Here is a 24831-nt window from a genome sequence, read left to right as displayed (position 1 = left end):
TGTGAACATTGGCCAATCCAGAAAGACACGAAACCCCCAAGTGAGGCTCGTCGCCTGAGCGTTCAAGCGGGAAGTTCGAACTTCCTGCTACAGCGTCCGTCTTGGCAGAATAATCAGACGAGATTGTATATAAATAACAAAAGCCTGCCGACCTTTCAGTCGGCAGGCAGGTAGGTGCGTGTCCTGCGGTGCGGAATGGCTCCGGCAGAAATGCCGGGGCTTTTACGTTATATCAACGTTGCTCGGCTCAATATATTGCGCTACTGATGATGGAAAACACCAGAGAGGGCGACTCCATGACACTGCCAGAGGCCAATCAGGATCTGCGTAACTTCCTGAACGGGGAGAAATTCGGCTGCGTCATGGCGGACCCGCCGTGGCGTTTCACGAACCGCACCGGAAAAATCGCACCGGAACACAAGCGACTCGCCCGATATCCCACGATGACGCTTGACGAGATCTGTGATCTGCCCGTGGCTGACCACTTGGCAGACACGGCTCACTGCTATCTCTGGGTGCCGAATGCTCTTTTGCCTGATGGCCTTCGAGTTCTCCAGGCATGGGGCTTCAACTACAAATCGCACATCATCTGGGAGAAGGTCCGAAAAGACGGCGGTCCGGATGGGCGCGGGGTCGGCTTCTATTTTCGGAACGTAACCGAGATGCTCTTGTTCGGGACCCGCGGCAAGAGCGCCCGGACGCTCCAGCCAGGCAGGCGCCAAGTCAATGTAATCCAGGCGCCGGAGCCGGATGGCGATCTCCTAAAGACTCGCAAGCGTGAACACAGCCGGAAGCCCGATGAGCAATACGAGATCATCGAGTCCTGCTCATGGGGGCCGTTCCTGGAACTGTTCGGGCGAGGCGTGCGCGACGGCTGGACTGTGTGGGGCAACCAGGCTCAGGACGATTACAAGCCGACCTGGAAAACATACCCATACAACAGCTCGGTCACGGCCGCGGAATAATCACGGTATCACAATCGAAGCCGGCATCCCGATCAAGAGCATAGGGCACGGGTTTCCAACGCCTCGATCGATGCGCTCTTTCAGCTTCGACCAGTGCGTTGTCGCGGTGCCAAACTTGTCGCTCGTGAACTGCTTTGCGAACGCATCCGCGAACGGGATCTGCCTGTCTGTCATTCTCTTGACCGCATCTCGCTGGCGAGCCGTTCGGTCCTTCATATCAAAGTGATGCATAAGGTCTCCCTCATCGACTACATTGTGTTTGGTCAGACAGTCCTGAATGATTGTCCGCATGTTGTCTTGGAGAGACTTCCCGCGTGTGATTATGACACCCATCGAGATCGCGGTCTGGGCGTGCAGGCGCTGGAAATTCTCCAGGTCACGATCGAAGAATGGGTCTTTGTTGTTCCATTCGATTTCGCACGCGATCGTTCCGGCGTCTGCCCGTCGCACATGGTCGATCTCGTGGCTCATTGAGAGCTGTTCATTCCCATCCAGGAACGATTTGAACTCGAAATTGTGCTTGGGCCAGCCTTTCTTATAGAGCTCATTTCGCAGCCACTGCGTCGACTTCGCCTCGCCTCCACCAGAGCCTACCAGATCCGCCGCCGGGATCGTCATCTGGAGTAGAACGTCTTCGAGTTCTTGAGCCTGGGCGGGAAAATCCACAGAAAAGATTGCGCCCGCATGGTTGCGGATAACCACATCGAAGCCTTTATTCGTGAGGTTCTGAAACATCAGTCGAGAAACCATCGGTTCGGATCGGCGGCATGAAGGCGCTTGCTGTCGTCCCAGGGCTGGATCCAGTATTCGTGCGTCATCTCGCCGGGCACGATGCCGTGCACCGCTGCCGGGCCCAGGGCGCGACCGGTCCATCCCATCTTCCAATAAGTCTCTCCTGCCGGCGTCGTGATCGTGTCCGGCATGTCCGCATTTTTCATACCGGATTTTTACCTCTGGCCGCGGCGAATGACAATTCTCGAAAAATGTGCCCCGCGCGTTTTGGATCGCCCGCCATGTCTCTATTTGCTGGGTATCGGAACACACACACCAGGGCTACCGATGCCCACGCACTGGAGAAATATCATGAAGACACTCGCACAAATCCGCAAAATAGACGGCAACTCGCCCGACCGCGCCATGATTGCGGCGGCCAATTTTGCGTCGCGCAAGGCACTTTCCGCGCGCAGCGACAAGTCCCGCACAGACTGGGAGCGTGAAGCTGATCGGCTCGCCCCGCTCGGCAAGGCTGCCTTCGCGCGCCGTTGTGCAGAAGTCGCCGCATGAACACACACCCTCTCCGCCGCCCGACCCCGGCGGACAACTTCGGAGAGAAGATCATGACAGAAGAATATCTCGATGCAGAGTTTGCGGAAGACCGCGAAGATCGCGAAATTGCTGAACTGGCACGCAGGCCCGGAGCTACCTTCCGTAGCGTGTTCGGCGGCGCGATCTACAACAATGCGCGAAACGTGCTGAGCGACCTCGCACGGGAGCGTGGGCTGAATAGCCGGGAGAAAGAGGCCGTCTGGCCGGGCGTCCTGATCGGGCAGATCGGATCGCGCGCAGCTCAAGCCCGGGAGATGGGCCTCGAGGGTGCGCCGGATCCTGAGCGAGTTGAAAAAGAGACTCAGAAAGCCGCACAATTCCGGCAAGCATATGAAGCGGTGAGCGGGGTTTCGCTCGATCATCCGGCGCGGAACATCGGCGGGATGAGCGACCGCGCCCAGGAAGAGATCCGGCAGAATTTCGGTAGCCCCAAGCTCTCTGCGCATGAGCGTCTCGCCCGCGCTCACGCGGTGCCGTCGGTGCTTCGCGAACAAGCAAAGGAGCTGCATGACACGGGCGTGAGTGAATACACAGAGAGCGCTATTCGGATTGGCGAGCATCTCTCGACCGGTGAGCGCGACCGCGAGGACCGCCGCCGGAAGCCGGTGCGTGTGAAGTCAAGGGGCGGGCCGGTGTTGTAGGGCGGCAATGGTTTCCCGGCGGCCCCATCCCAATGCGCGTCGCAGACCCACCGGGTCAATTCCCGGCTCTATGTTTAGCGACCCTGGGGCATCTTCGGGTTCGATACGGACCGGAGCGAACCCGGCCGACCGTTTCCAGCCCCTCTTCGCAGTCAAATGAACGCCCGGACGGCGAACGACCCCAACGCTTGAGGTGGTGTTTTGGCAGGAGGTCGTGGCGGCTATCCTTCTGACCAGCCTAATATCCCGCAGCATCAACTCGGCGCTCCAAAGAGCCCTGCCTGGAAAGAATATAGGTCCCCGCGCAGCTCTCGAAACTCATTGAAGAAAATTTGGCGGGCGTTTGGTTGGGTCATTTCCGGGGCGTATCTCCAATTCAGTTGAGAAGAGGAGATCAGCAAAATGGGACCCATGGTTATGGATTTCGCCGCTATTGCGGCATCAGATGAGGCCGCGGAAGACGATCGCGATATACACCCTCTCGACCTGCTGGGCCGTCATGCGGCCCGCGCGCTCCTGAATGACCCGTCGGCGTATTGGAGGACTGCAGCCTGCAGTGCGATACTGATGTGGAGCAATCTGTGGGGCAAAATGTGTAGCAAAACCCGCCCTCTTGACCCACAACTTTCACCAAACCCCTTATTTTTAAGGCTCTGTCTGTTTTTCGAGAAAAGATAATGGTGCCCGGGGGCGGAATCGAACCACCGACACGAGGATTTTCAATCCACTGCTCTACCCCTGAGCTACCCGGGCACGGGAGAAGGCGGGGCCTTCGGGTGAGCGTGTCTTAGGCGAGGCGGGGCGGGGTGTCCAGAGGGTATGCGCAAAAAATCAATGGGGTTTCTGCGGCTCTTGGTCTGCGGCGTCCAGGGCCGTCTCGACATCCTCGGGATCGGTGGAGGGCACCGCGTAATCGCCGCTGAACCACCTCCCGAGATCGACATCGGCGCAGCGCTTGGAGCAGAACGGGCGATAGCTTGTGTCGGTGGGTTTCTTGCAGATCGGGCAGGTCATTTCAGCATGTCAGTCAGCGGCAGCCGGTCGCGTTTGCGTTGCAGTTCAAAATGGCCCAGCGGGGTCCATCCCGCAAGGGCGGTTTCGGTCGCATCCTTGCGGAAAGCTGCGCGCAAGGTGGTCTCGAATGTGCGGCGGTCTTTCTTGGGCATCGGTGCGAGGTCGAGCGTGATCTGCCCGCCCAAGCCCCGCAGGCGCAATTGCCGGGGCAGGTCGCGGGCCATGGCGAGATTGGCCTTGAGCCCCGCAGCCGGGCTGGCATCGCCGCCGGTATTCACATCCACCGCGACAAGCGCACGGGTTGGTTCCACGTAATACGAGGCACCACCGGGCAGCGGCACTTGCGCGTTGCTGAGCCCGTCGATCTGATCAAGCACCCCGAGTGTGGCGAAGCACCCCGGATCGGTGATCACCTGCGAGGGCTCTGCCCAGTCCCGCCAGGCGAGGGCATGCGGGCCATCGCCCTCGGTCAGCTTTTCAGGCTCGCGCCCGACGGCATCGTCCAGAACCGCGCGGGCCAGATCCTGCATCGTGCGAATGTCCGCGGCAATCTCGTCTGCATCCCCCTCGGCGCAGGCCGAGCGCAGGATCAGGCCCATGTCGCCTTCGCCCATTTCCGCATGGGCGATCTGCAACAGCATGTCGCGCAGATCGTCGTCCTTGATCGCGCGTGACACGTTCAGCCCCGGGGCGTCCGGCGTGACGATGGCATAGCGGCTCTTGAATAGCAGTTTTACCGTCACGGGTAGCGCCTTGCCCGGTTCCGCATAGCCGGTGACCTGCACCAGCAGCGGCTGACCGGGGGCGAGGCCCTTGACCTGCCGCAAGAACGCCGAGCCATCGGGGGTGCGCAGGAACATGCCGCCTTGTCCCTTCACGGGCCGGTCGGCGATGGCGCGGTAGATGGCACCGGGGCGGGGCTGATCCGAATCGATCAGCAGATCGTCAAGCCTGCCATCGACCGTGAGGGCGGCGGCTGCGGCCCCATTGATATGATCGAGGGCGATGGTGCGGCCGGTCATTGGGCGTCCTTCCAGAGGGGATAGCCTGCCGTCTGCAAAAGCCCGGCGGTCTCGGCCAGGGGCAGGCCGACGACGGCGGTGAACGAGCCCGAGATCCACGGGATCAGCGCCCCGGCGGGGCCCTGAATGCCATATCCCCCCGCCTTGCCCTGCCAGTCACCCGAGGCGAGATAGGCGTTGAGGTCCTCATCCGACAGGCGCTTCATCCGCACGGCGGTCACCACGTCGCGCTCCCAGATCTGCGCGCCACGGCGCACGGCGACGGCAGTGATCACCCGGTGACGGCGCCCCGAGAGCGCGAGCAGGAACTGTGCGGCCTCCGCCGCCGACTCGGGCTTGCCGAGAATCCGGCGGCCAAGGGCCACGGTGGTATCGGCCGCCAAGACGATATCGTCGTCACTCGCCGTGACCGCCCCCGCCTTTTCCCGCGCCATGCGGGTGCAGTAGGGGCGTGGCAGCTCGCCTTTGGCGGGGGTTTCGTCGATCTCGGGCGGGCGGATGTCATCCGCCACGACGCCGATCTGCGCCAACAGATCCCGGCGGCGCGGGCTGCCCGATCCGAGGATCAATTTCATTCCGGCGTTGCCTTGTCTTCTATCGCATTCGCGCGCCCGCGCAGGTGAACGCCCAAGCCAAACGCAGCAGAGTTGAGTGCCGCCCTTGCCTGCGGATCGCTCATTTCATTAGCCAATTCATGCACATACGAGACCGCCTCTTTGGAGGCTGCCCGAAAGGCGTGAACATACTCCGGGCTGCGCGCCAAGCTTACTTGAAGCGGTAGTTGATCCGACCCTTGGTCAGATCATAGGGGGTCATTTCCACCTGCACTTTGTCGCCTGCCAGAACGCGGATGCGGTTCTTGCGCATCTTGCCTGCCGTATGTGCGATGATCTCATGGCCGTTCTCAAGCTCGACCCTGAATGTCGCATTCGGCAGGAGTTCCTTGACGACACCGGGGAATTCGAGCGTGTCTTCCTTGGCCATGGTCTCTCCTTGCTTTTCCGTCCCGCCGGTTTCGCGGAACGCGCTAGTAAATGCGCCCGTTTGACGTTTTTTTCAAGGGCATATTCACCCGAGCGGCACAGATGTGACCTGCATGTCGCGGCCCGCCTGTTCGGCCCAGTGGCGGCGGTTGAGCACGACGCCGTCGTCGCGGACATGCGCGACGCGGCCGAGGTCCACTTCGGCCAGCGTCCAGCCAGGGTGGTTGAGCCTGCCCTCGGCGATCACGCCGGTCGGCGGAAAGCCCCTGTCGGGCGGGCCGAACACGCCGCCCATGCCGGTATTTTCATCCACCGCCGGCGACCATCCCGCATCGCCCACGGTCGAGGACATGACGGTGACGCATTGCATTTCAAGCGCGCGGGCCATCGCGCCGATGCGCACCCGCCAATAGCCGGTCAGCGCCTCGGTGCAGGAGGGCACGACGAGCATATCCGCGTCCTGCAGGGCGCGGCCCAGCAGGGGGAATTCGCTGTCGTAGCAGATCAGGATGCCGATCTTGCCGAGGCCCGTGTCAAACAGGCGCAGCGGCCCGCCCGGCACCACGTTCCACTCTTCACGCTCGAACCGGGTCATGATCTGCTTGTCCTGTACGCCGCAACTCCCTGAGGGGGTGAACAGCCGCGCGCGGTTGACCGGGCGCGGCCCGAGATCGGGGTCGAACACCGGGGCCGAGGCCGCGACGATGTGTAGCCCATGCCTGGCCGCCAGAGTGCTGTGCAGATCGTCTACATCCGCGATCCGGTTCGAGACCGCATGCAGCGAGCGTTCCAGATCGCCCGCCGCCTCGGGCCCGTCGAGCATCGCCAGTTCCATCGCGCCGTATTCGGGAAAGACCGCAAGATCGGCCCCCTGATCGGCTGCGTCGGCCACCCAGTCGGTGATTTTGGCGGCATAATCGGCCCAGCGTGTCAGGGCATCCAGCGGATAGGCGGCGGTGGCGATTTTCATGTCGGTCCTCACGTGCGGCATTTGACGCCGTTGTAATCTCTCGGGCGGGTCGCGTCGAGCGATTGCCGCTCTGTGCGCAACCGTGCTATCACCTGACTTAACGAGGCAGGGCAGCCCCACATATGGCGAAAACGGCACTCAGCAAATACCAGCGGCTCGAAGCGGCGGGCCTGTGGCGCGCCGACGCGGAGGCGCAGCGCATCGATGTGATCGTTTCGGTCGGCGAGGCGACGCTGACCATGACGGATATGCGCGAGCGGGTGCAGGCGCATTGGTCGATCGCCGCCATTGCGCGGGCCAATCCGGGGCAGAGACCGGCGATCTATCACCCCGACGGCGACCCCGGCGAGACGCTGGAACTGCCCGAGGACGAGACCGACATGATCGCCGCCATCGAAACCCTGCGCAATGCGATTGCCCGGCAACGACCGCGCCCCGGACGGCTACGGCTCTATGGCGTGCTGGCCAGCGTGGCGGCGGTGATCCTGCTGGCGCTTCTCTGGCTGCCGGGTGCCGCGCGGGATCATGCGCTGCGGGTGGTGCCGGCGGTCAAACGGGCCGAGATCGGGCAGACGCTCGTCACGCATTTGCAGCGCGCGACCGGACCCGCCTGCCGTGCCCCCGGCAGCAACGCCGCGCTTGCTGCCCTCGCGCGTCGCCTGCCGCCGCGCCAAGGGGGTACGCGGTTCATGGTCGTCCGGAACGGGGTGGCAGAGACCCTGCGCCTGCCCGGCGGCACGGTGATGATCAATGCCGATCTGGTCGAGGATCATGACGAGCCCGACGTGGTCGCGGGCCATATCATTGCCGCCTATCTGCGTGCCGAGGCCCGCGACCCGCTCGACCGGCTTCTGGCCGATGCCGGGCCGATGGCGAGCCTGCGGCTGCTGGCGACCGGTCAATTGACCGAGGAAACCCTGCGCGCTCATGCCGAGCGGCTGTTGAAATTCCCGCCCGAGGCCCCGCCGGAGGCGGCGATGCTCGAGGGTTTCGCCCATTGGCAGGTGCGCGCCAAACCCTATGCCTATGCCCGCGACATCACCGGCGAGACGGTTCTGGGCCTGATCGAGGCCGATCCCTTCGCACGCGGCGCAGAGCCGCCGCCCCCGCTGCTGAGCGATGGCGACTGGCTGCGATTGCAGGGGATTTGCGGCGGCTGAGCGATTGGCCTGGCGCTAGAGATTCTTGCGCGATTTCGAACCGAAAAAGTCTATCAAATTTCTCTGAAATCGCTTTAGCCGATCACCTCGTCCGAGCGGTCATCGGTCTCGCCATAGCGTTTGAGGGTGGCGGGCCGTGTGCCTTGGTAGACGCGCTCGAGGTTCTGCGCGATCTTGGCGTTCTCGCGCTCGAAGAGGCAATTGCCGTCAAGGTCAGAGGCCGCGATGAACGGCCCCATCTTGTTGCAGCGGATAACCCACATTGCCTGCGCGAGGCCCAGTTCGTCGCGCCAATGCACGGCCTCGACCTTTTCGATCCCGCGCCCGAGCAAGGCACCGGTGCCGTAGCCCACGGTCGAGAGGTAAATCGCGCCGTTGGGCACGAAGTATTCCTTGTAGTCCCTGGAGGACATCCCCCCCTTGCCGATGATCAGCCGTGCGCCGGTCTTTTCCATCCATTCCGGCAGCCATTTGGCGAAACGGAACGACGCCGTCGCCGTCACCGCCCCCATGTCAAAGCTTCCGTCAGAACGAATCGCCGCGGCAGGCGAGCAATGGAAATTCGCCGCACTCTCGCTTGGCAGTTCCATCGGGATATTCGCCTGCTCTTCCAGCGCGCGTTTATAAACCCCCTCGCGCGCGGTGTAGAGCAGACCGTCGAGATAGACGATATCGCCGAGGCGCAACTCGGCCAATGCCTCGGGCGTGGGCGTCGTGCTCAGCCGGATTTCACGAGGTTTGGTCATTCGGCGGCCTCCTGTGCGGTGCCCGGCCATTCAATCGTCTCGCGCCGCTGATACGGGGTAAACCAGTCGGGATCGGTGCGATACTCCACCCGGCCGTCCGCATAGACCCGCGCCACGGCCCGGCGCGACGACAGGCAAAAGGCATGCACCGACATCTGCATGCCCCCGGTGTGGCAATAGCCGACCTCGATATTGCAATCGATGACCATATTCTTGCCGACAAACCCCATCGCGCCCATGCCGATGGAGTTGCCCAGATCCTTGAACTCGCGCTCCAGTGCGGCGATCTTGGGGTCGGGGTTTTCGCTGCCCACCACGCGCAGGCAGGCGGCGCGCTTGCCCAGCAGCATGCAGGTATCCTTGGAGCCGCCGAGGCCAATCCCGATGATCGCCGGCTGACAGGCCAACCCGCGCTTGCCGAAGGCAACAAGGCTGTCGAGATAGAACCGCTTGATCCCCTCGATCCCGTCGGAGGGGAACAGCATCCGGTAATCGGTGCCGAAAAGCCCGCCCTTGTGCACGGTGATGAGGTCGATCCACTCGCCCCCCGGCTCATACCCGTATTCGATCTCGGGCGCGCCGATGCCGACATTGTTATTGTGATCGGTGCGCCAGAGCGGGTGCACCCGGTTGGGTCGCAGCGGCACGCCATCGGTCGCCTGCGCCGTGGCCCGGCGGAGGGCGGCCTCAAGCGCCACCGGCCCACCCTCGATCTGCGTCTCGTTGCCCATCTTGACGTACCAGCGCGGACAGCCCGTATCGCCGCACATCGCGCGGCGGTCCTCCTTGGCGGCCTTGTAATTCTCCAGCATCGCCTGAAGCACGAAGGACGATAGATCGCCGTCCTCGGTCTCGGCCGCGTGTTGCAGCCCTGTGAGGTAATCGTCGGGGATCTCGATCGCCGCCTTGTCCATCAGCGTCCCGGCGGTGCGTTCGATCAGGTCGATGGGTATCATTGTGCTGCCACCAGTGTTTCGGGTGCGTCCTCGGGCAGGATCGTCTCGCCCGGACGCACCTTGGTGAATTGAACCGGGTGGCGGCGCACCTCGGGCGCGTCGCCCGTCTGCGTGACCACGGTGAAATAGGACGCATCGAGATCGCCCGTTTCGGGGAAATCCTCGCGGTAATGGGCCCCACGCGAATTTTCGCGGGCAAGGGCCGCCAGCGTGATCGCCTCAGATATATCACAAAGCGAGCGCAGATTCAGCCAGTCATGCCAGGTGAGGTTGAAGGCCAGATCATCGCCCGCAACGCCGACCTCCATCAACTCCTTGGAAATCTCGCCAACACGGGTCAGCCCGCGTTCCATGCCCGTGGCATTGCGCATAACGCCCACATCCTCCCACATCGCCTCTTGCAGGGCGTGGCGCATCGGTTGCACGAGGCCGGGCTTGCGGCTGAGGGGGTGCAGGGCACGGTCGACCTCGGCCTGCAACGCCTCGGGGCAGGGATCGCGCAGCGCGCCCATTTGGCGGATATCCGCGCCCATCACATCACCCGCCACGCCGCCATAGACGGTCGAATTGGCCACGCCATTGCCGCCCAGGCGGTTGGAGCCGTGCGCGCCGCCTGCGTCCTCGCCGGCGACATAGAGCCCCTCCATCGCGGTACGGGTGTCGGCATCGACGACCACGCCGCCCATGAAGTAATGCGCGGTCGGCACCACCTCGACCAGACCACCCGCCAGATCGAACCCGCTATCGGCGCAACGCTTGACCATGCCGGGGAACTTGGCGCGCACATGGTCGGGGCCAAGATGCGACATGGAGATGAATACGCCACCATTCGCAGACGTATTGTTCTTGCGCATCTCGGCATAGATCGCGCGGCTGACCACGTCACGGGTGGCGCGCTCGCCCTTGGGGTCATAGTCGAACATGAAGCGGTTTTCGGCCCCGTTGAGGAGCTGCCCGCCCGCCCCGCGCAAGCCCTCCTCCAGGACCGTGCCGGTCATCCGCGTGTGATCGCCCGCCAAGAGGCCGGTAGGGTGAAACTGCACCATTTCCATATCGCGGAGTTCCAGCCCCGCGCGCAGCGCCATGGCCAGTCCGTCCATCGTCTTGTCGCCCGAGGGGGTGTTGTATTTGTACATGGTCGGGCCGCCGCCGGTGGCCATCAGCACCGTCTTGGCCCGGACAAGACGAAAGCCTCCGGTGCGCATGTCGATGAACAGAACCCCAGCCAGCGCATGGCCGTCCCGCGTCGGGATCAGGCCAATCGCGCGGTGTTCCTGTAGCTTGTCCACGGGCCGCGCGAGAACCTGCTCCATCAACCGGCTGATGATCTCGATGCCGGTCAGGTCGCCCTTGTGCACCGTGCGGTCGGCGGTTTGCCCGGCGAATGCCTTTTGATGCAGGGTGCCGTCGGGGTTGCGGTCGAAATAGCAACCGATCTCGTTTTCCAGCTCGTGGATGCGGACCACCGCCTGTTCACACAGCTTCCACGCCATGTCCTGGTTGGGCAGCCATTTGCCGCCCTGGATCGTGTCCATAAAATGCCGCTCGACCGTGTCGCCACCACCGAGTGCTACGTTATAGCCGCCCTGCACCATCCGGGTGCAGCCGCTTTTGCCAATGAGGCCCTTGACGGCGATGGTGATGCGCGTGCCCTCGGGGGCCGATTGCTGCGCGTGAAGGGCCGCGAAAAGGCCCGCGCCCCCGGTGCCGATGATCAGGATATCGGTATCATGCCGGTCGATATGCACCATCAGATCGCCCTCAGGAAGAATGTGCCGGACAGGAACAACGCCGCGCCGATGGCGGCGGCGGCATAGGTCTTGTGCCGGTTGGACCACGGCAGGAACTCTAACGCCAGCAGGCGCAATCCGCCCGCCATGTGAACGGCGAGCAGAAAGACGAGGCCGAATTCGGCCAGCTTCGCCAGCGGGTGGTCGGCGAAGGCGAGAAAGCCGTCGAGCGTGGCGGGTGACGTGACAGCCTGCGACAAGAGCCACAGATGCACCGGCAGGAACAGCGCCAGCGCCAGACCCGAGAGACGGTGCAACAGGAAGGCGAGCCAGAGGGGGTGAGAGCGGGGTGGTGTCTTCATGGCAGAGATACCGCGAATACCGCCTGAATACCGACGTAAAACAGACACGCGCCGATGCCCCACATCAGCCAGTCCAGAACCCGCCCCCGAAGACCGCCCCACTCATGCGCGATGACGCGCAACCCGATGGCGGCATGAACCGAGACGGCGATCACGAAGCTGCCGTAGAACAGGAACCACAAGAGGCTACCTTGGGTGCGGCCAAGGATTTCGACCGTGCTCAGCCCGCCCTGAATGGCGTAAATCATCACCGCGATATGGCCCAGAACGAGGGGCACCATGACCAATGCGCTCAGCCGTTGCGCCATGTAGAGCTTTAGGTCAAGCATCGCGCTTGCGCCCCCACGCGGCGCGAACCGTCTCGCGCTTGAGCCCCGCAATCGCACGCATCGGGTTAAGTTCATTGGGACAATATTGCGCACAACTGCCCATCGAGTGGCAGTTGTGGCAGCCGCCCTTACCCGAAACCGCCGTCAAAATGCCGTCGCGGTCCGCGTCGCGGCTGTCATTGAGCAGGGTCCAGGCCCGTTGCAGCGCGGCGGGGCCGAGATAGTCGGGATTGCCCGCCACCGTATCGCAGGCCGCATAGCAGATGCCGCAATTGATGCATTCGATGCCGAGATCGGCCTCGGCGCGGGCGGGTTCCTGTGGGGTGACAGGGTCGAACCCGTCGGCGCGCCCGGCGGAGGGATGATGCCGCGCCTCAGCCGCGACCCATTTGTCGAAAAACGGGTCCATGTCGGCGGCGAGATCCTTGATCACCGGCAGGTTGCGCAGCGGTGCTATGTCAAGTTCACCGTCGGCGGCGACCTTCTTTACATGGGTGCGGCAGGTCCAGCGCGGCACGCCATTGACCATCATCGCGCAGGAGCCGCACATGCCGACACGGCAGGCAAAGCGGTAGCTGAGCGTCGGGTCGGCCATCTGCTGAATCCAGGTGACCACATCAAGCACGGTCTGATTTTCATAGGCTGGCACGTCGAAGGTTTCCCGGCGCAGCGCCGAAGCGGTGCCGCGCTGCACGGTGACGCGCAAGGTGTCGGGCGTGGTGGTCACAGGTTCCCCCGGGGCGATTGGATGGCTATGGACTTGAGTATAATTATCAGCCCAGCTAACCAAAAGGAATTAATTCTAATGGTTTTGGATAGATTTACTTTCAAAAACCCTGAGTGTCGCTAGTTCTGGCGGTTTCTGTTTCAGCAAATGGCGCAGGTCCTCGCACGCCTTCAGGTGGAAGGGTGCGCCCCGCCGTCGATGCGTCGAGGTCAGTTGAAAGTCTATCATCGCCGCGCGTCCATCAGGGGTGCACAGCCAGTTTTGCGGTTTGGCACTGTCGTTATGGGGCACACCCGCGCGGATCAGCGCCGGGCGGCCCGCGATCCCCCGCACCGCGCGCCTCGCGGCGGGCGAGCCATCCTGCAATGGGCCGGGCATAGCGCGGCATGCCATCGAGTTTGCGCCGCACCACCGGCAGGTCGGCACGGCCGGCAAGATGCCCCAAGAGCGTCTCGGAGAAGATATCGCGCTTGTGGACCGTCTCGGGGAGGAACCGCACGCGGCTGAGGGGCCGAGGGTCGCTCACGGCTCAGGTTTAGAGGGGTTTCAAGACAGGCAAAAGTCGCGACATCAGAGCCGACGCCAGCCCTCGGGCACAAGGTCGGGATTCGAGAGCTTCGGCGTACCGAACCAGTTTCTCGGCGCGATGACATGCTTGCCCGGATGGGGGTTGAGCCATGCGCCCCACCAGGAGAAGGTCGAATTGGCGATCACGTGATGGGTGCAGCGCGACATCAGGTGCAGGTCGAACGCCCCGCGCGCTGGGGTATTAAGGTCGACCACCACCTGATCCACCCCGAGATCGAGAGCGTCGCGCGCCCAGCCGGGATCGTCGGAGAAGATGAAACAGGTGAGCGGCGCGTGCAGCGCCGCACGGAGCTCGGCGACGGCCTGACGGTAGTACTCGGGCGGGCAGGGGGCATAGCTGCTCGAGGCCAGGTAATCGCCGCGCCGCACATGCAGCGAGACGGGGCAGGGCGCGGCGTCGATGCGCGCGGCCATCGCCGCATTGTCGGGGTCAAGCGGGCTGGTGAAGGTCAGGTCGGCGCGCAACCGGTCAGCGATACCGGCGAAATAGCGCTCGGATTGCCAGTAGCCGTGCAGGTAGGTGTCACCGGGCAATTCGAAGGAATCCGGATCGAAACCAAGGATTTTCTCGCGGTGAAAACGCGGATGGCGTCCAAAGGCCCGCCAAAGCGCATAGCGCAGCAGACTATCGGATTTGGCAGGTGGCAGGCGATCGGGCAGGACGTAGCGCGCATCGGCGAAATGGCGCAAGGCGTCGCTCTGCCCGTCGTCCAGAGACCGCCGGTCGAGTGCCAGATCGCAACTCAGATGATCGGCAAGCGCACGCCCGGCGGCGTATTGAAAGAGCTGGTTGCCCAAGCCCCCGAAAAGCCGTGCGTAAATCACGCGAGCCCGCCCTGCACCGGCGCGGCGCTGGTGCGCGACGCGCGTGAGACGCCCCGGCGATAGCGAAAGCGCGCCCATTCGCGGTGGAGTTTCTCCAGCACACCGCACGTGTCGCCGTGAATGGTCGAGCCGTCGAGCGTGTCGGCGATATCGTTGATCCCCGAGGGATGGAGTGCCGCCGGACGCAACCCGGTATGCCAATGGCTCTGCACGAAGGTATCCACGGGACGGTCGAAGCTCTCGGTCAGACGCAGCAGGTGATCGGCGGCCTCCCAGCTGACCATCTGCGCGGTGGTGCGCAGCCCGGCCTTTTGCGGTACGCTGAGCATGCTCGGCCCTACGGTATCGACCAGTGTGGCAGGCCCCGCGTTGGGCCGGGTCTGAAACTGGATCAGCCCGAGTGTGTCGATACTGGAATGGGCAAGATGCAGTGCGCGCTCGTAAGGGTCCGGCGTGATGGCGACGTCATCTTCAAGGATCAGGCCGACATCGAGGTCGCGGCGGACGATCTCGGCCCAGATCTGGCGGTGACTGAGGAAACAGCCGATCTCGCCCGCCTCAAGGCCGAACGGATAGGCGGGCGCGAAAAGCTGCGCGCCCACGCAGGCGGCGAGATCGGTCGAGGATAGCGCGCGCCCGTCGACAGCAGGCCAGATTTCGCCGTCCATCCCGCAGCCCGCCAACACCGCGCGCGCATTGTCACGGCGCGCCGTGGCGCGCGTCAGATGCAAGACAAACGCGCGCCCCGCCACCGGCTCAGGCGTCCGGGGTCCAGCCCGAGACCGCCTTGACCTCGAGGAAATCCTCGATGCCCCAGACGCCGCCTTCGCGGCCATAGCCCGACTGCTTCATGCCGCCAAAGGGCGAACCCGCGCCGCGCGACTGGCCGTTCATCTCGACCATGCCGGAACGCAGGCCGCGTGCAAGGCGATTGGCGCGCGCCGCGTCACCGGTCTGGACATAGTTGGTCAGCCCGTAAGGCGTGTCATTGGCGATCCGCAGACCGTCTTCCTCGGTGTCGAACGGAATGATCGACAACACGGGGCCGAAGATTTCCTCGCGGGCGATGGTCATGTCGTTGGTGACATCGGCAAAGACCGTGGGGCGCACGTAAAAGCCCTTGTTGAACCCCTCGGGCCGCCCGGTGCCACCGGCGACAAGGCGCGCGCCCTCGTCGATGCCTTTCTGGATCAGGTCCTGGATCTTGTTGAACTGCACCTCGTTGACCACCGGGCCGATATGGCGGCCTTCCTCGCTGGCGGGGCCCACGGCGAGCGAGGCTGCGACCTCGGCGGCCTCTTCCACGGCGCTGTCGTATTTCTCGCGCTGCACCAGCATCCGGGTGGGGGCGTTGCAGGACTGGCCGGTATTGTTCATGCAGTGGATGACGCCGCGCTTGACGGCCTTGTCGTCGGCATCGGCAAAGATCAGGTTTGCGCCCTTGCCGCCCAATTCAAGGCTGACCCGCTTGAGCGTGTCGGCGGCGGATTTGGCGATGAGCTTGCCCGCCCGCGCGGAGCCGGTGAAGCTTATCATGTCGATATCTTCATGCGCCGAAAGCTGGCTACCGACGCCCGCACCATCGCCGTTGACCAGGTTGAAAACGCCCTTGGGCAGACCGGCCTCATGGATGATCTCGGCAAAGACCACGGCGTTGAGCGGCGATTCCTCGGAGGGTTTCAGCACCATGGTGCAGCCCGCCACCAGCCCGGCGATGACCTTGAGCGTGACCTGGTTCATCGGCCAGTTCCACGGCGTGATCATGCCGACAACGCCGACGGCCTCGTGGAGGATGCGGTCATTGGGGGTGTGATCGCCAAGGGGCGCGTCGAACTCGAACTCGCGCGCGGCCTTGAGGAAGTTGGTGATGTGCCAGACGCCGGCACCCACCTGCTGCTGACGCGCCATGTCGATGGGCGCGCCCATCTCGACGCTGATCGCCTGCGCCAAGTCCTCGCCCCGGGACTTGTAGACTTCGAGGATCTTCTCGACATGGGCGATACGCTCGGCCACGGGCGTGGCCATCCAGCCCGGCAGGGCGGCGCGGGCGCTCGCGACGGCGGCATCGGTATCGGCCTGCCCGCCAAGCGAGATCACCGCGCAGGGCTCTTCCGTCGAGGGGTCGATGACGTGATGGTCCTGCCCCGCGATGGGATTGGCCCATGCGCCGTTGATGTAGAACTGTCGTTTCTCGATCATCTGATTGACCTCCGTGAATCTGGCGATACTCTGTCAGCGTGCCGAGTGACCCGCAAGGCGGGAAATCGACTGCCTGAGGTGATTTGATCAAATGACCTATGCGCACCGAACCACCACATCAAGAAGGAGGCTGACATGAGCCTGCGTATCAATGACACGATCCCCGATCTGACCGTGACCACCGATCTGGGAGAGATTTCTCTGCATGACTGGGTGGGCGATGGCTGGGCCATCCTGTTTTCCCATCCCAAGGATTTCACCCCGGTCTGCACCACCGAATTCGGCGCGGTGGCGCGGCTCGCGGATGAATGGGAAAAACGCGGCACCAAGGTGCTGGGCGTGTCGGTCGACGGGGTCGAAGATCACGTCAAATGGAAGGCCGATATCGAAAAGGTTGGCGGGGCCGCCCCCGGGTTCCCGATCGTCGCGGATGAGGGGCTGGAACTGTCCAAAGCCTTCGACATGCTGCCTGCCGAGGCCTATCTGCCGGACGGGCGCACGCCTGCCGACAGTGCGACCGTGCGGTCGGTCTTCATCATCGGGCCGGACAAGCAGGTCAAGCTGATGATGACCTACCCGATGACGGTGGGGCGCAATTTCGGCGAGGTGCTGCGCGCGCTCGACGCGCTTCAGACCACGGCGGGGCATGGCGTGGCGACACCGGCCGACTGGGCTGTGGGGCAGGACGTGATCATCCCGCCAAGCGTCAGCGACGCGGATGCGACGGCGAAATTTGGCGCGTTCGACGCGGTGCTGCCCTACCTGCGCAAGACCAAGCTGCCCGGCTAAGGTGGGGGGCGCCCAAGCGATTTGAAAAGCGCTTGGGAAGCCGTTTTCCAAACGGCTTTGGCGCGCGGCGTCAGGGATGGGGGCCAATCGCTTTGAAAAGCGATTGGCAAGCCGTTTCAAACGGCTTGCACGCCAAATCTGACCGGCGCGCTCAGCGGACTACGAAGACCGAGCATTTGGAGTGTCGCACCACGCGGGCGGCGTTGGGGCCGAGCAGGTAGTCACGGAAATCGGGTTTGTGCGCGCCGATCACGATCAGGCTTGCGCCATCGGCCTCGGCCACGTGCAGGATCTCGTCATAGGCGTTGCCGGTCACCACGAGATGACGGACCTGCGCGTTGGCCTCGTCGCCGACCACCCCGGCCACCAGTTCGTTCAGACGTCGGCGTGCCTCTTCCACCGCCTTGTCGTGGTGGTGTTCCTCGAAATACGTGCCGACCACGCTCATCCCGTAATCGGGGACCACGGTGATTACGTCGAGTTGCGCGTTATCGAGCGCCGCGAGCCGGGCGGCGGCGCGCAGCACATGATCGTCGCGATGCGGGTTGCTGACATCGACGGCGCAGAGAACAGGACCGGTCATGCGGTGACTCCTTGCTTGGCCTGGGGCTCTCGGGACATGCGCCCGCGCTGCAGAAGGGCGACGAGGCCCAGCAGGATGAACGCGGGGATGAAGATCAGCTCTTGCGGCCATTGCGCGACCGGGGCCTTGACCGAGGTAATCGTGACCGGCTCGTCGCCGTAAAAGTCATAGCTCTGCATTGTCTCGGAGAAGGGCGTGCCGAACATTGGTTCTTCCAGCAACACCTGATCGCCTTCGGGGATAAGGGTGAGACCGTATTCCTGTAGGAGCGCGGCACCGTCCTTGCCTTCGGTCGCCGTGAGCACCAGCGTGGTGTCCTTGGGCTCTCCGCTGATGAAATCGGGGCCAGCCACCACCATGCGCAAGTCCTGCCCCGGCATTGCGTTGTCGAGCGCCTGTTCGAGGTTGGCCGGCTCCACCATCTCGAAGGGCGGCTGGATGCGGTTCATGAAATAGTCGGGCCGGAACAGCGCAAATGCGATCAGAATGAGGGCGATGCTTTCATAGATCCGGTTCTTGGTCAGGAACCAGCCCATCGTGCCAGCGGTGAACACCAGAATGGCGATGGTGGCCACGATGAAGGTGATTATCCCTTGCGTCACCGTAACGTCGATAAGCAACAGGTTGGTGTTGAAGATGAACACGAAGGGCAGCGCCACGGTGCGCAGACTGTAGAAGAACGCCGCAAAGCCGGTGCGGATCGCATCGCCCCCCGAGACGGCAGCGGCGGCAAAGCTGGCCAGCCCCACCGGCGGGGTCACATCGGCCATGATGCCGAAGTAGAAGACGAAGAGATGCACCGCGATCAGTGGTACGATCAGCCCCGATTGCGCGCCAAGCTCCACCACGACGCCCGCCATCAGCGACGACACGACGATATAGTTGGCCGTGGTCGGCAGGCCCATCCCGAGGATCAGGCTGAGAATGCCGACGAAGACCAGCATCAGCACAAGGTTGCCGCCCGAGACGAACTCCACGAGGTCGGCCATCACCTGCCCTACGCCGGTCAGCGTCACGGTGCCGACGATCACGCCTGCCGTGGCTGTGGCAAGGCCGATGCCGATCATGTTGCGTGCGCCCGCGATCAACCCTTCGAGCAGGTCCCGCAGGCCTGCGCGCATGGTGCTTGCCATGTCGCTCTGGCCACGGAACATCGCCTTGAGCGGGCGCTGCGTGATCAGGATCACAAAGAGCAGCGACGTCGCCCAGAACGCCGAGAGACCGGGGGATTTCTGCTCGATCATCAGGAAGTAGACCAGCACCACGATGGGCAGCAGAAAGTAGAGCCCTGCCTTGTAGATTTCGCCCACCACCGGCAGGCGCACGTCCTCGGAATTGGGATCGTCCGGCTCCAGGTCCGGCACCCCCGCGGCGAGCCGCAGGAGCGCGACATAGGCCAGCACCAGAAGTCCCGAGAGGATCAGCCCGGAATTGTCGGGCATCGCCGAAACGATCCAGCCAACCGGGTATTGCACCCCGTAGCACAGCCCCGCGAAGCCCGCGAAAAAGACGAACATGCCGCCGATGGTCCGCCCGAGGCTGACCACGCGGTCGCCCAATGTGGGCATGTTCTGTTTCACCGCCTCGAGATGCACGATATAGACCAGCGCGATATAGCTGATCGTGGCGGGCAGAAAGGCGTGGGTAATCACCTCGACGTAAGAGATGCCGACATATTCGACCATCAGGAAGGCCGCAGCACCCATCACCGGCGGCATGATCTGGCCGTTGACGGACGATGCCACCTCGACCGCGCCGGCCTTTTCAGAGGTAAAGCCTACGCGCCGCATCAGCGGGATGGTGAAGGTGCCGGTGGTGACCACGTTAGCGATGGACGAGCCCGAGATGAGGCCGGTCGCGGCAGAGCCGACCACGGCCGCCTTGGCCGGGCCGCCGCGCAGGTGGCCAAGCGCACCGAATGCCATCTTGATGAAGTAATTGCCCGCGCCCGCCTTATCCAGCAATGCGCCGAAGAGGACGAAGAGAAACACGAACTTGGTCGAGACGCCGAGCGCAATGCCGAATACGCCTTCGGAGGTGATCCACATGTGGCTCATCGCCTTTTGCAGGCTGGCCCCCTTCCAGCGGATCACCTCGGGCACCCATTCGGAGGCCCCGAAGAACACGTAGCCGAGGAAGATTGTGGCGATGATTGCCATCGCCGGTCCGAGCGCGCGGCGCGCGCCCTCGAACAGGATCAGCAGACCCGCGAGTGCCGCCCATTTGTCGGTATGGTCGGCGAGGCCGCCATTGTTGACGATCTTCTCGTAGAAGAAATAGCCGTAGAGCGCGAAAAACGTCCCCGCGAGGCCCAGCACCCAGTCATAGATCGGCACATATGTGCGCGGGCTGGATTTCAGCATCGGGTAGGCCATGAAGGCCAGAAAGATCGCGAAGGCAAGGTGGAACTGGCGCGAATTGTTGATCAGGTCGCCGGGCAGCACATAATTCGCGAGCGGCGAGGCCAGAAGAACCTGGTAGAGCGACCAGACCACCGCCACGACCGCGAGCAACAGCGCCACGGCGCCTGTCGGATTGCGCGCGCCGCCATCGTTGGAGGCGACCATGTCCTGGAGTTCGTCCTCGCTGAGCGGGCCCTTGCCCTTCGCGTCATCGGCCATATGTCCCGTCTCCCTGAAGCGCCGCGATCAACCCGCGATCTGTTATCATCACTTTGAAATAAAGTTTAAGAGGTGGCAAGGGCGGCGCGCCGCCCCTGCCAAAGGTGCCGGGGTCGTTATTCGATCCAGCCTTGTTCCTTGTAATACTTGGCCGCGCCCGCGTGCAGCGGCGCGGAAAGACCGGCGGTCGCCATTTCCTGCGGGTCGAGATTGGCGAAGGCCGGGTGCAGGCTGCGGAAATCGTCGAAGTTCTCGAACACCGATTTCACGACCGTATAGACCGCCTCTTCGCTCACCGCGTCGGAACTGACGAAGGTGGCACCGACGCCGAAGGTCTGGGTGTCCTCGTCATTGCCGCGATACATGCCGCCGGGGATGGTGGCGGTGCGGTAGTAGGGGTTATCGTTCACGAGGCCCTCGACGACATCGCCCGCGACCTCCACCAGCACGCTGTCACAGGCGGTTGTCGCCTCCTGAATCGAGCCCGAGGGGTGGCCGACGGTATAGACCATTGCGTCGATCTGGTTGTCGCAGAGGGCAGCGGACTGCTCGGCGGCCTTGAGTTCGGTGGCGAGGGCGAAGTCGTCGGTGGTCCAGCCCTTCGCCTCTAACAGCACTTCTATCGTGCCGCGTTGGCCCGAGCCGGGGTTGCCGATATTGACGCGCTTGCCCTTGAGGTCGTCGAATGTGGTGACACCGCTATCGGCGCGGGCCACGACGGTGAACGGCTCGGGGTGGACCGAGAAGACCGCGCGCAGGCCCTCGAACGCGCCATCTTCTTCAAAGCGCGAGGTGCCGTTATAGGCGTGATACTGCCAGTCGGATTGTGCGACGCCGAATTCCAGCTCGCCGGCGCGGATGGTCTTGATGTTGTAGATTGATCCGCCGGTGGATTCGACCGAGCAGCGGATGCCGTGATCCTTGCGGCCCTTGTTGACCAGGCGGCAGATTGCGCCCCCGGTCGGATAGTAGACGCCGGTCACGCCGCCGGTGCCGATGGTGATGAACTCTTCTGCCATGGCCGCCGGTGCCATCATCGTGGCCAGCGCGGCCCCCGCGACAGTGAATTTTAACTTTGAAAACATCATGATCTCCCTTGCTTGATGTTTGGTGGTTAGGGTTCAGCCGTCCCAGACTTCTCCCAGGCGGCGGCTGCTTTCTTCGACCCGTGCGATCCGCTGATGGGCGGCGGGGCCTGCACGACTGACCATTATGCCGATCATGGCCTCGACGAGAACCATCGTGGTCACATAGGACGAATAGAAATGCGGGCTGTCGGTGGGCACCACGAAACCGGCCGAGGCGTGGCGCAGCGCCGGACAGGCGTGGCTGTCGGTGATCACCACCACATAGGCCCCCTGGCCCGCCGCCAGTTGCGCGGCCTCGATGGAGCGGGTGGAAAACGGCGGTTTGGTCACCACGACCAGCGCATCGCGCGCATCGAGGTCGGCGAGCCCGGCCCCGAGCGAGGCGCCCATACGGCTGACCGTGGACCAGTTGCCGGTGCAAAAATGCGCCATATAGGCAAGGTATTCCACCACACCGGCGGAGCCGAGCGCGCCCAGCAAAAGCACGTTGCGCGCCGCGTGCAGGTGATCGACCGCGCGTTCAAGCAGGTCCTGGTCCATGTCCTGCAAAAGCGTCTGGAGGTTGTTCTGGCAGGCCCCGACATGGGCCTCGAAAAAGCCGCTCTCGCCGGCCTCGTGGGCGTTCTGGAGCCGCTCCGCGCGTTCGGCGAAACTGTTGACACGCTGGCCGATCTTTTCGCGCATCGCCTCGCGCAAGTCCTCGAAGCTCTGATAGCCGATGGCGCGGGCGAGCCGCGAAAACGTGGCCGGGGCCAGCCCGCTATCCTGCGCCACGGTGCGCAGGGAGCGGGTCGCGGTATCGACGGGGTGGGTCGCCACATATTCCCCGGCCTGCCGCAGCTTGTCGCTGAGGCCATCGAAATTCCGCGACAGTCTGTGTTCGAACGAGGCGTTCAAACGGGCACTCCGTGACATTGGACTCTTTTGAAACAATTGGTTCCATCTGTTTCATGTATTGTCAACAGGTGATTCATTTGTTTCAGTGGCGCGAACAGCAAGGATGCGCGCCATGACCCATGTCTTTCCCCGCCACACCAAGGCCCTCCCGCCCCGCGCGGCGCGCGGCGACGGTGCCTATATCATCGACGAGACCGGCAAGAGGTATCTCGATGGCTCTGGCGGGGCGGCGGTGTCGTGCCTTGGGCACTCCGACCCGGAGGTGACGCAGGCGATCAAGGATCAGGCCGACCGAATCGCCTTTGCGCATACCGGGTTCTTCACGTCGGAGCCTGCCGAACGACTGGCCGACCGGCTGATCGCGCATGCGCCGGAGGGGATCGAACGGGTCTATTTCGTCTCGGGCGGGTCCGAGGCGGTGGAGGCGGCGCTGAAGCTGGCGCGGCAGTACTTCCTGGAAAAGGGCGAGCCGTCGCGCACCCGGTTCATCGCGCGACGCCAGAGCTATCATGGCAACACGCTTGGCGCGCTTGGCACCGGCGGCAATGCCTGGCGTCGCGAGCCGTTTGCGCCGCTTATGGTCGAGACCTCGCATATCGCGCCCTGTTATGAATATCGCGGGCGCGAGGCGGGCGAGACGCCCGAGGCCTATGGCCTGCGCGTGGCCGATGAGCTTGAGGCGGAATTGCGCCGCGTCGGGCCCGAGAACGTCATCGGCTTCGTCGCCGAGCCTGTGGTGGGTGCCACGCTGGGGGCGGTGCCGTCCGTGCCGGGATATTTCAAACGCATCCGCGAGATTTGCGACCGGCATGGTATCCTGCTGATCCTCGACGAGGTGATGTGCGGGATGGGGCGGACCGGCACGCTCTTTGCCTGCGAGCAGGACGGCGTGCGCCCCGATATCGTGACCATCGCCAAGGGGCTGGGCGCGGGCTATCAACCGATCGGCGCGATGCTGTGCTCTGGCGCGATCTATGCCGCCATCGAGGGCGGATCGGGGTTTTTCCAGCACGGCCATACCTATATCGGCCATCCCGTCGCCTGTGCCGCAGCCGATGTGGTGGTGGGCAAGCTGACAGCGGGTGGGATGACCGAGCGCGCGGCGCGGATGGGCGAGGTGCTGGGTGACGCGCTCGTGGCTCGGTTCGGCCAGCATCCCCATGTCGGCGACATTCGCGGGCGCGGCATGTTTCGCGGGCTGGAACTGGTCGCGGATCGCGAGAGCAAGACCCCCTTTGATCCCGCGCGCGGCATCAACAAGAAGATCAAGGCGGCGGCGTTCGACGCGGGTCTGATCTGTTACCCGATGGGCGGCACGATTGACGGGCGGCAGGGGGATCACGTGCTGCTCGCACCGCCGTTCATCCTGACCGAGCATCAGGTAGGCGAACTGGTAGACAAGCTGTCCTCCGCGCTTGATGTGGCGCTGGCATGAGGGCGCTGCCACGGCTGATGGTCGCGCCCAATGGGGCGCGGCGCGGCAAGGCCGATCACCCCGCACTGCCCGTGACCCTGCCCGAGATCGTGGAGACCGCGCGCGCGTGCCACAAGGCGGGCGCGGACGGGCTGCATTTGCATTTGCGTGATGCCGATGGGCGACACCTGCTCGATGCCGGGGCCTATCGCGAGGCGTTGGAAGAATTGCGCCGTGCGGTGCTAGGGATGGCGGTGCAGGTGACGACCGAGGCGGCGGGCTGCTACACGCCTCCGCATCAGCGCGATGTCGCGCTTGGCTCGGGGGCGGATCTGGTATCGGTCGCGTTGCGCGAGATGGCGGCGGAGGAGGCGGAGGCACCGGGGTTCTACGCCGCCTGCGCCGAGCGCGGCATCGCGGTGCAGCATATCCTCTACGATGCGGAGGATTTTGATCTGCTGGCGCGGCTGGTGCCCGAAGGACTGCGCGATGCGGCTGGCTTGCAACTGATCTTTGTGTTGGGCCGCTACAGCGACGGGCAGGAAAGCGATGCGCGCGATCTCGCCCGGTTCCTCGAGCGGCTGGCGGCGCGGGAGGCGCCCGCTGACTGGGCGCTCTGCGCCTTTGGCCGGGCTGAAACCGCCTGCCTGCGCGCCGCGCATGCGGCGGGCGGCAAGCTGCGGGTAGGGTTTGAGAACAGCCTGTGGCACGCGGATGGGAAGGCGGCGCGCGACAATGCCGAACGGGTGCGGGAGGTGGTTGAGGTCTGCGGGCTGGGATAGGGGATGGCTTGGCCTGGAACTGTCGTTGCCGCATCCCGCGCGAAACGCACCGAAGGTGCCGCGCGATCGCCGGGCCGTCCCGCGGCCTGGCGATTTGAGGGCGAGCGCAATGTG

General features: G+C 63.9%; 28 protein-coding genes and 1 tRNA gene. 7 read left to right on the top strand and 22 right to left on the bottom strand.

Features of this window, described 5'->3' with window-relative positions:
• The first annotated feature begins 296 nt into the window (after positions 1–296).
• Positions 297–965, top strand: coding sequence for an MT-A70 family methyltransferase (locus tag BHD06_RS08395; protein ID WP_080456553.1), 669 nt, complete (start codon positions 297–299; stop codon positions 963–965).
• Here the strand turns inward: BHD06_RS08395 and BHD06_RS08390 are convergent, their stop codons facing one another.
• Positions 966–1700, bottom strand: a complete 735-nt coding sequence (locus tag BHD06_RS08390) for a BglII/BstYI family type II restriction endonuclease (RefSeq protein WP_080456526.1) — start codon at positions 1698–1700, stop codon at positions 966–968.
• Positions 1700–1903, bottom strand: a complete 204-nt coding sequence (locus BHD06_RS08385) for a hypothetical protein (protein ID WP_139784669.1) — start codon at positions 1901–1903, stop codon at positions 1700–1702. The genes BHD06_RS08390 and BHD06_RS08385 overlap by 1 nt, the downstream gene beginning before the upstream one ends.
• 145 nt (positions 1904–2048) lie before the next feature.
• Between BHD06_RS08385 and BHD06_RS08380 the strand changes: the two genes are divergently transcribed.
• Entirely contained in the window at positions 2049–2249 is a 201-nt protein-coding gene (locus tag BHD06_RS08380; RefSeq protein ID WP_080456524.1) for a hypothetical protein, read from the top strand.
• 53 nt (positions 2250–2302) lie between these two features.
• Entirely contained in the window at positions 2303–2932 is a 630-nt protein-coding gene (locus BHD06_RS08375) for a hypothetical protein (RefSeq protein ID WP_139784668.1), read from the top strand.
• 678 nt (positions 2933–3610) lie between these two features.
• Here the strand turns inward: BHD06_RS08375 and BHD06_RS08365 are convergent.
• The 6 genes from BHD06_RS08365 to BHD06_RS08335 form a co-directional block, all read right to left on the bottom strand.
• Positions 3611–3685: transfer RNA gene (locus BHD06_RS08365), tRNA-Phe, on the bottom strand.
• 78 nt (positions 3686–3763) lie between these two features.
• Positions 3764–3946 carry a DNA gyrase inhibitor YacG gene (locus BHD06_RS08360; protein ID WP_080456521.1) on the bottom strand — a complete coding sequence of 61 codons (183 nt, stop codon included), beginning with the start codon at positions 3944–3946 and terminating at the stop codon, positions 3764–3766.
• The gene (locus BHD06_RS08355; RefSeq protein WP_080456520.1) at positions 3943–4968 is read right to left on the bottom strand and encodes a ribonuclease E/G; all 1026 of its coding nucleotides are present in this window, start codon (positions 4966–4968) and stop codon (positions 3943–3945) included. The genes BHD06_RS08360 and BHD06_RS08355 overlap by 4 nt, the downstream gene beginning before the upstream one ends.
• Positions 4965–5543 (bottom strand): nucleoside triphosphate pyrophosphatase, encoded by a 579-nt coding sequence (locus tag BHD06_RS08350; RefSeq protein WP_080456519.1) that lies wholly within the window; start codon positions 5541–5543, stop codon positions 4965–4967. The genes BHD06_RS08355 and BHD06_RS08350 overlap by 4 nt, the downstream gene beginning before the upstream one ends.
• 190 nt (positions 5544–5733) lie before the next feature.
• Positions 5734–5952, bottom strand: coding sequence for a translation initiation factor IF-1 (gene infA, locus BHD06_RS08340; protein ID WP_005978431.1), 219 nt, complete (start codon positions 5950–5952; stop codon positions 5734–5736).
• 84 nt (positions 5953–6036) lie between these two features.
• Entirely contained in the window at positions 6037–6921 is an 885-nt protein-coding gene (locus BHD06_RS08335; RefSeq protein WP_080456517.1) for a carbon-nitrogen hydrolase family protein, read from the bottom strand.
• Between the two features lie 122 nt (positions 6922–7043).
• On the opposite strand from BHD06_RS08335, the gene BHD06_RS08330 reads away from it, so the two are divergent.
• Entirely contained in the window at positions 7044–8081 is a 1038-nt protein-coding gene (locus BHD06_RS08330; protein WP_080456516.1) for a hypothetical protein, read from the top strand.
• Positions 8082–8155: 74 nt separating this feature from the next.
• On the opposite strand, the gene BHD06_RS08325 is transcribed toward BHD06_RS08330, so the two are convergent.
• From BHD06_RS08325 to BHD06_RS08280, 10 genes are all read right to left on the bottom strand, one after another.
• A complete protein-coding gene (locus tag BHD06_RS08325; protein ID WP_080456515.1) occupies positions 8156–8827 on the bottom strand; it encodes a fumarate hydratase C-terminal domain-containing protein in 672 nt (223 codons plus the stop codon).
• Complete coding sequence (locus BHD06_RS08320) at positions 8824–9783, bottom strand: fumarate hydratase (RefSeq protein ID WP_080456514.1); 960 nt, start codon at positions 9781–9783, stop codon at positions 8824–8826. The genes BHD06_RS08325 and BHD06_RS08320 overlap by 4 nt, the downstream gene beginning before the upstream one ends.
• Positions 9780–11534: an L-aspartate oxidase gene (locus BHD06_RS08315; protein WP_080456513.1), complete on the bottom strand. Its 1755-nt coding sequence runs from the start codon at positions 11532–11534 to the stop codon at positions 9780–9782. The genes BHD06_RS08320 and BHD06_RS08315 overlap by 4 nt, the downstream gene beginning before the upstream one ends.
• Positions 11534–11875, bottom strand: coding sequence for a succinate dehydrogenase, cytochrome b556 subunit (gene sdhC / locus BHD06_RS08310; RefSeq protein ID WP_080456512.1), 342 nt, complete (start codon positions 11873–11875; stop codon positions 11534–11536). Before sdhC ends, BHD06_RS08315 begins: the two co-directional genes overlap by 1 nt.
• Entirely contained in the window at positions 11872–12204 is a 333-nt protein-coding gene (locus BHD06_RS08305; protein ID WP_080456511.1) for a succinate dehydrogenase, read from the bottom strand. Before BHD06_RS08305 ends, sdhC begins: the two co-directional genes overlap by 4 nt.
• Positions 12197–12931: a succinate dehydrogenase/fumarate reductase iron-sulfur subunit gene (locus BHD06_RS08300; protein WP_139784667.1), complete on the bottom strand. Its 735-nt coding sequence runs from the start codon at positions 12929–12931 to the stop codon at positions 12197–12199. Before BHD06_RS08300 ends, BHD06_RS08305 begins: the two co-directional genes overlap by 8 nt.
• A 280-nt stretch (positions 12932–13211) precedes the next feature.
• Positions 13212–13457, bottom strand: a complete 246-nt coding sequence (locus BHD06_RS23690; protein WP_080456510.1) for a hypothetical protein — start codon at positions 13455–13457, stop codon at positions 13212–13214.
• A 44-nt stretch (positions 13458–13501) separates the two neighbouring features.
• The gene (locus tag BHD06_RS08290; protein ID WP_080456551.1) at positions 13502–14344 is read right to left on the bottom strand and encodes an alpha-1,2-fucosyltransferase; all 843 of its coding nucleotides are present in this window, start codon (positions 14342–14344) and stop codon (positions 13502–13504) included.
• A complete protein-coding gene (locus BHD06_RS08285; protein WP_080456509.1) occupies positions 14341–15096 on the bottom strand; it encodes a glycosyltransferase family 25 protein in 756 nt (251 codons plus the stop codon). Before BHD06_RS08285 ends, BHD06_RS08290 begins: the two co-directional genes overlap by 4 nt.
• 4 nt (positions 15097–15100) lie before the next feature.
• Entirely contained in the window at positions 15101–16543 is a 1443-nt protein-coding gene (locus BHD06_RS08280; RefSeq protein ID WP_080456508.1) for an aldehyde dehydrogenase family protein, read from the bottom strand.
• A 135-nt stretch (positions 16544–16678) separates the two neighbouring features.
• Here BHD06_RS08280 and BHD06_RS08275 point away from each other — a divergent pair, with 135 nt between their 5' ends.
• On the top strand, positions 16679–17332 hold the full coding sequence (locus tag BHD06_RS08275) for a peroxiredoxin (RefSeq protein ID WP_080456507.1): 654 nt from the start codon (positions 16679–16681) through the stop codon (positions 17330–17332).
• 151 nt (positions 17333–17483) lie between these two features.
• Here the strand turns inward: BHD06_RS08275 and BHD06_RS08270 are convergent, their stop codons facing one another.
• The 4 genes from BHD06_RS08270 to BHD06_RS08255 form a co-directional block, all read right to left on the bottom strand.
• Positions 17484–17915 (bottom strand): universal stress protein, encoded by a 432-nt coding sequence (locus BHD06_RS08270; protein ID WP_080456506.1) that lies wholly within the window; start codon positions 17913–17915, stop codon positions 17484–17486.
• Positions 17912–20536, bottom strand: a complete 2625-nt coding sequence (locus BHD06_RS08265) for a TRAP transporter permease (protein WP_080456505.1) — start codon at positions 20534–20536, stop codon at positions 17912–17914. Before BHD06_RS08265 ends, BHD06_RS08270 begins: the two co-directional genes overlap by 4 nt.
• Positions 20537–20652: 116 nt before the next feature.
• Positions 20653–21621, bottom strand: coding sequence for a TAXI family TRAP transporter solute-binding subunit (locus tag BHD06_RS08260; RefSeq protein WP_080456550.1), 969 nt, complete (start codon positions 21619–21621; stop codon positions 20653–20655).
• Positions 21622–21657: 36 nt separating this feature from the next.
• Positions 21658–22539, bottom strand: coding sequence for a MurR/RpiR family transcriptional regulator (locus tag BHD06_RS08255; RefSeq protein WP_254892348.1), 882 nt, complete (start codon positions 22537–22539; stop codon positions 21658–21660).
• Positions 22540–22633: 94 nt separating this feature from the next.
• Between BHD06_RS08255 and BHD06_RS08250 the strand changes: the two genes are divergently transcribed.
• The gene (locus tag BHD06_RS08250) at positions 22634–23956 is read left to right on the top strand and encodes an aspartate aminotransferase family protein (protein ID WP_080456548.1); all 1323 of its coding nucleotides are present in this window, start codon (positions 22634–22636) and stop codon (positions 23954–23956) included.
• On the top strand, positions 23953–24717 hold the full coding sequence (locus BHD06_RS08245; RefSeq protein ID WP_080456504.1) for a 3-keto-5-aminohexanoate cleavage protein: 765 nt from the start codon (positions 23953–23955) through the stop codon (positions 24715–24717). Before BHD06_RS08250 ends, BHD06_RS08245 begins: the two co-directional genes overlap by 4 nt.
• Positions 24718–24831 lie beyond the last annotated feature (114 nt).

The organism is Roseovarius sp. A-2, from assembly GCF_002072155.1.
In the GTDB taxonomy this organism is placed as follows: Bacteria; Pseudomonadota; Alphaproteobacteria; order Rhodobacterales; family Rhodobacteraceae; genus Roseovarius.
The sequence above is the reverse complement of the archived record's forward strand: the minus strand, read 5'-3'. Positions and strand labels throughout refer to the sequence as shown.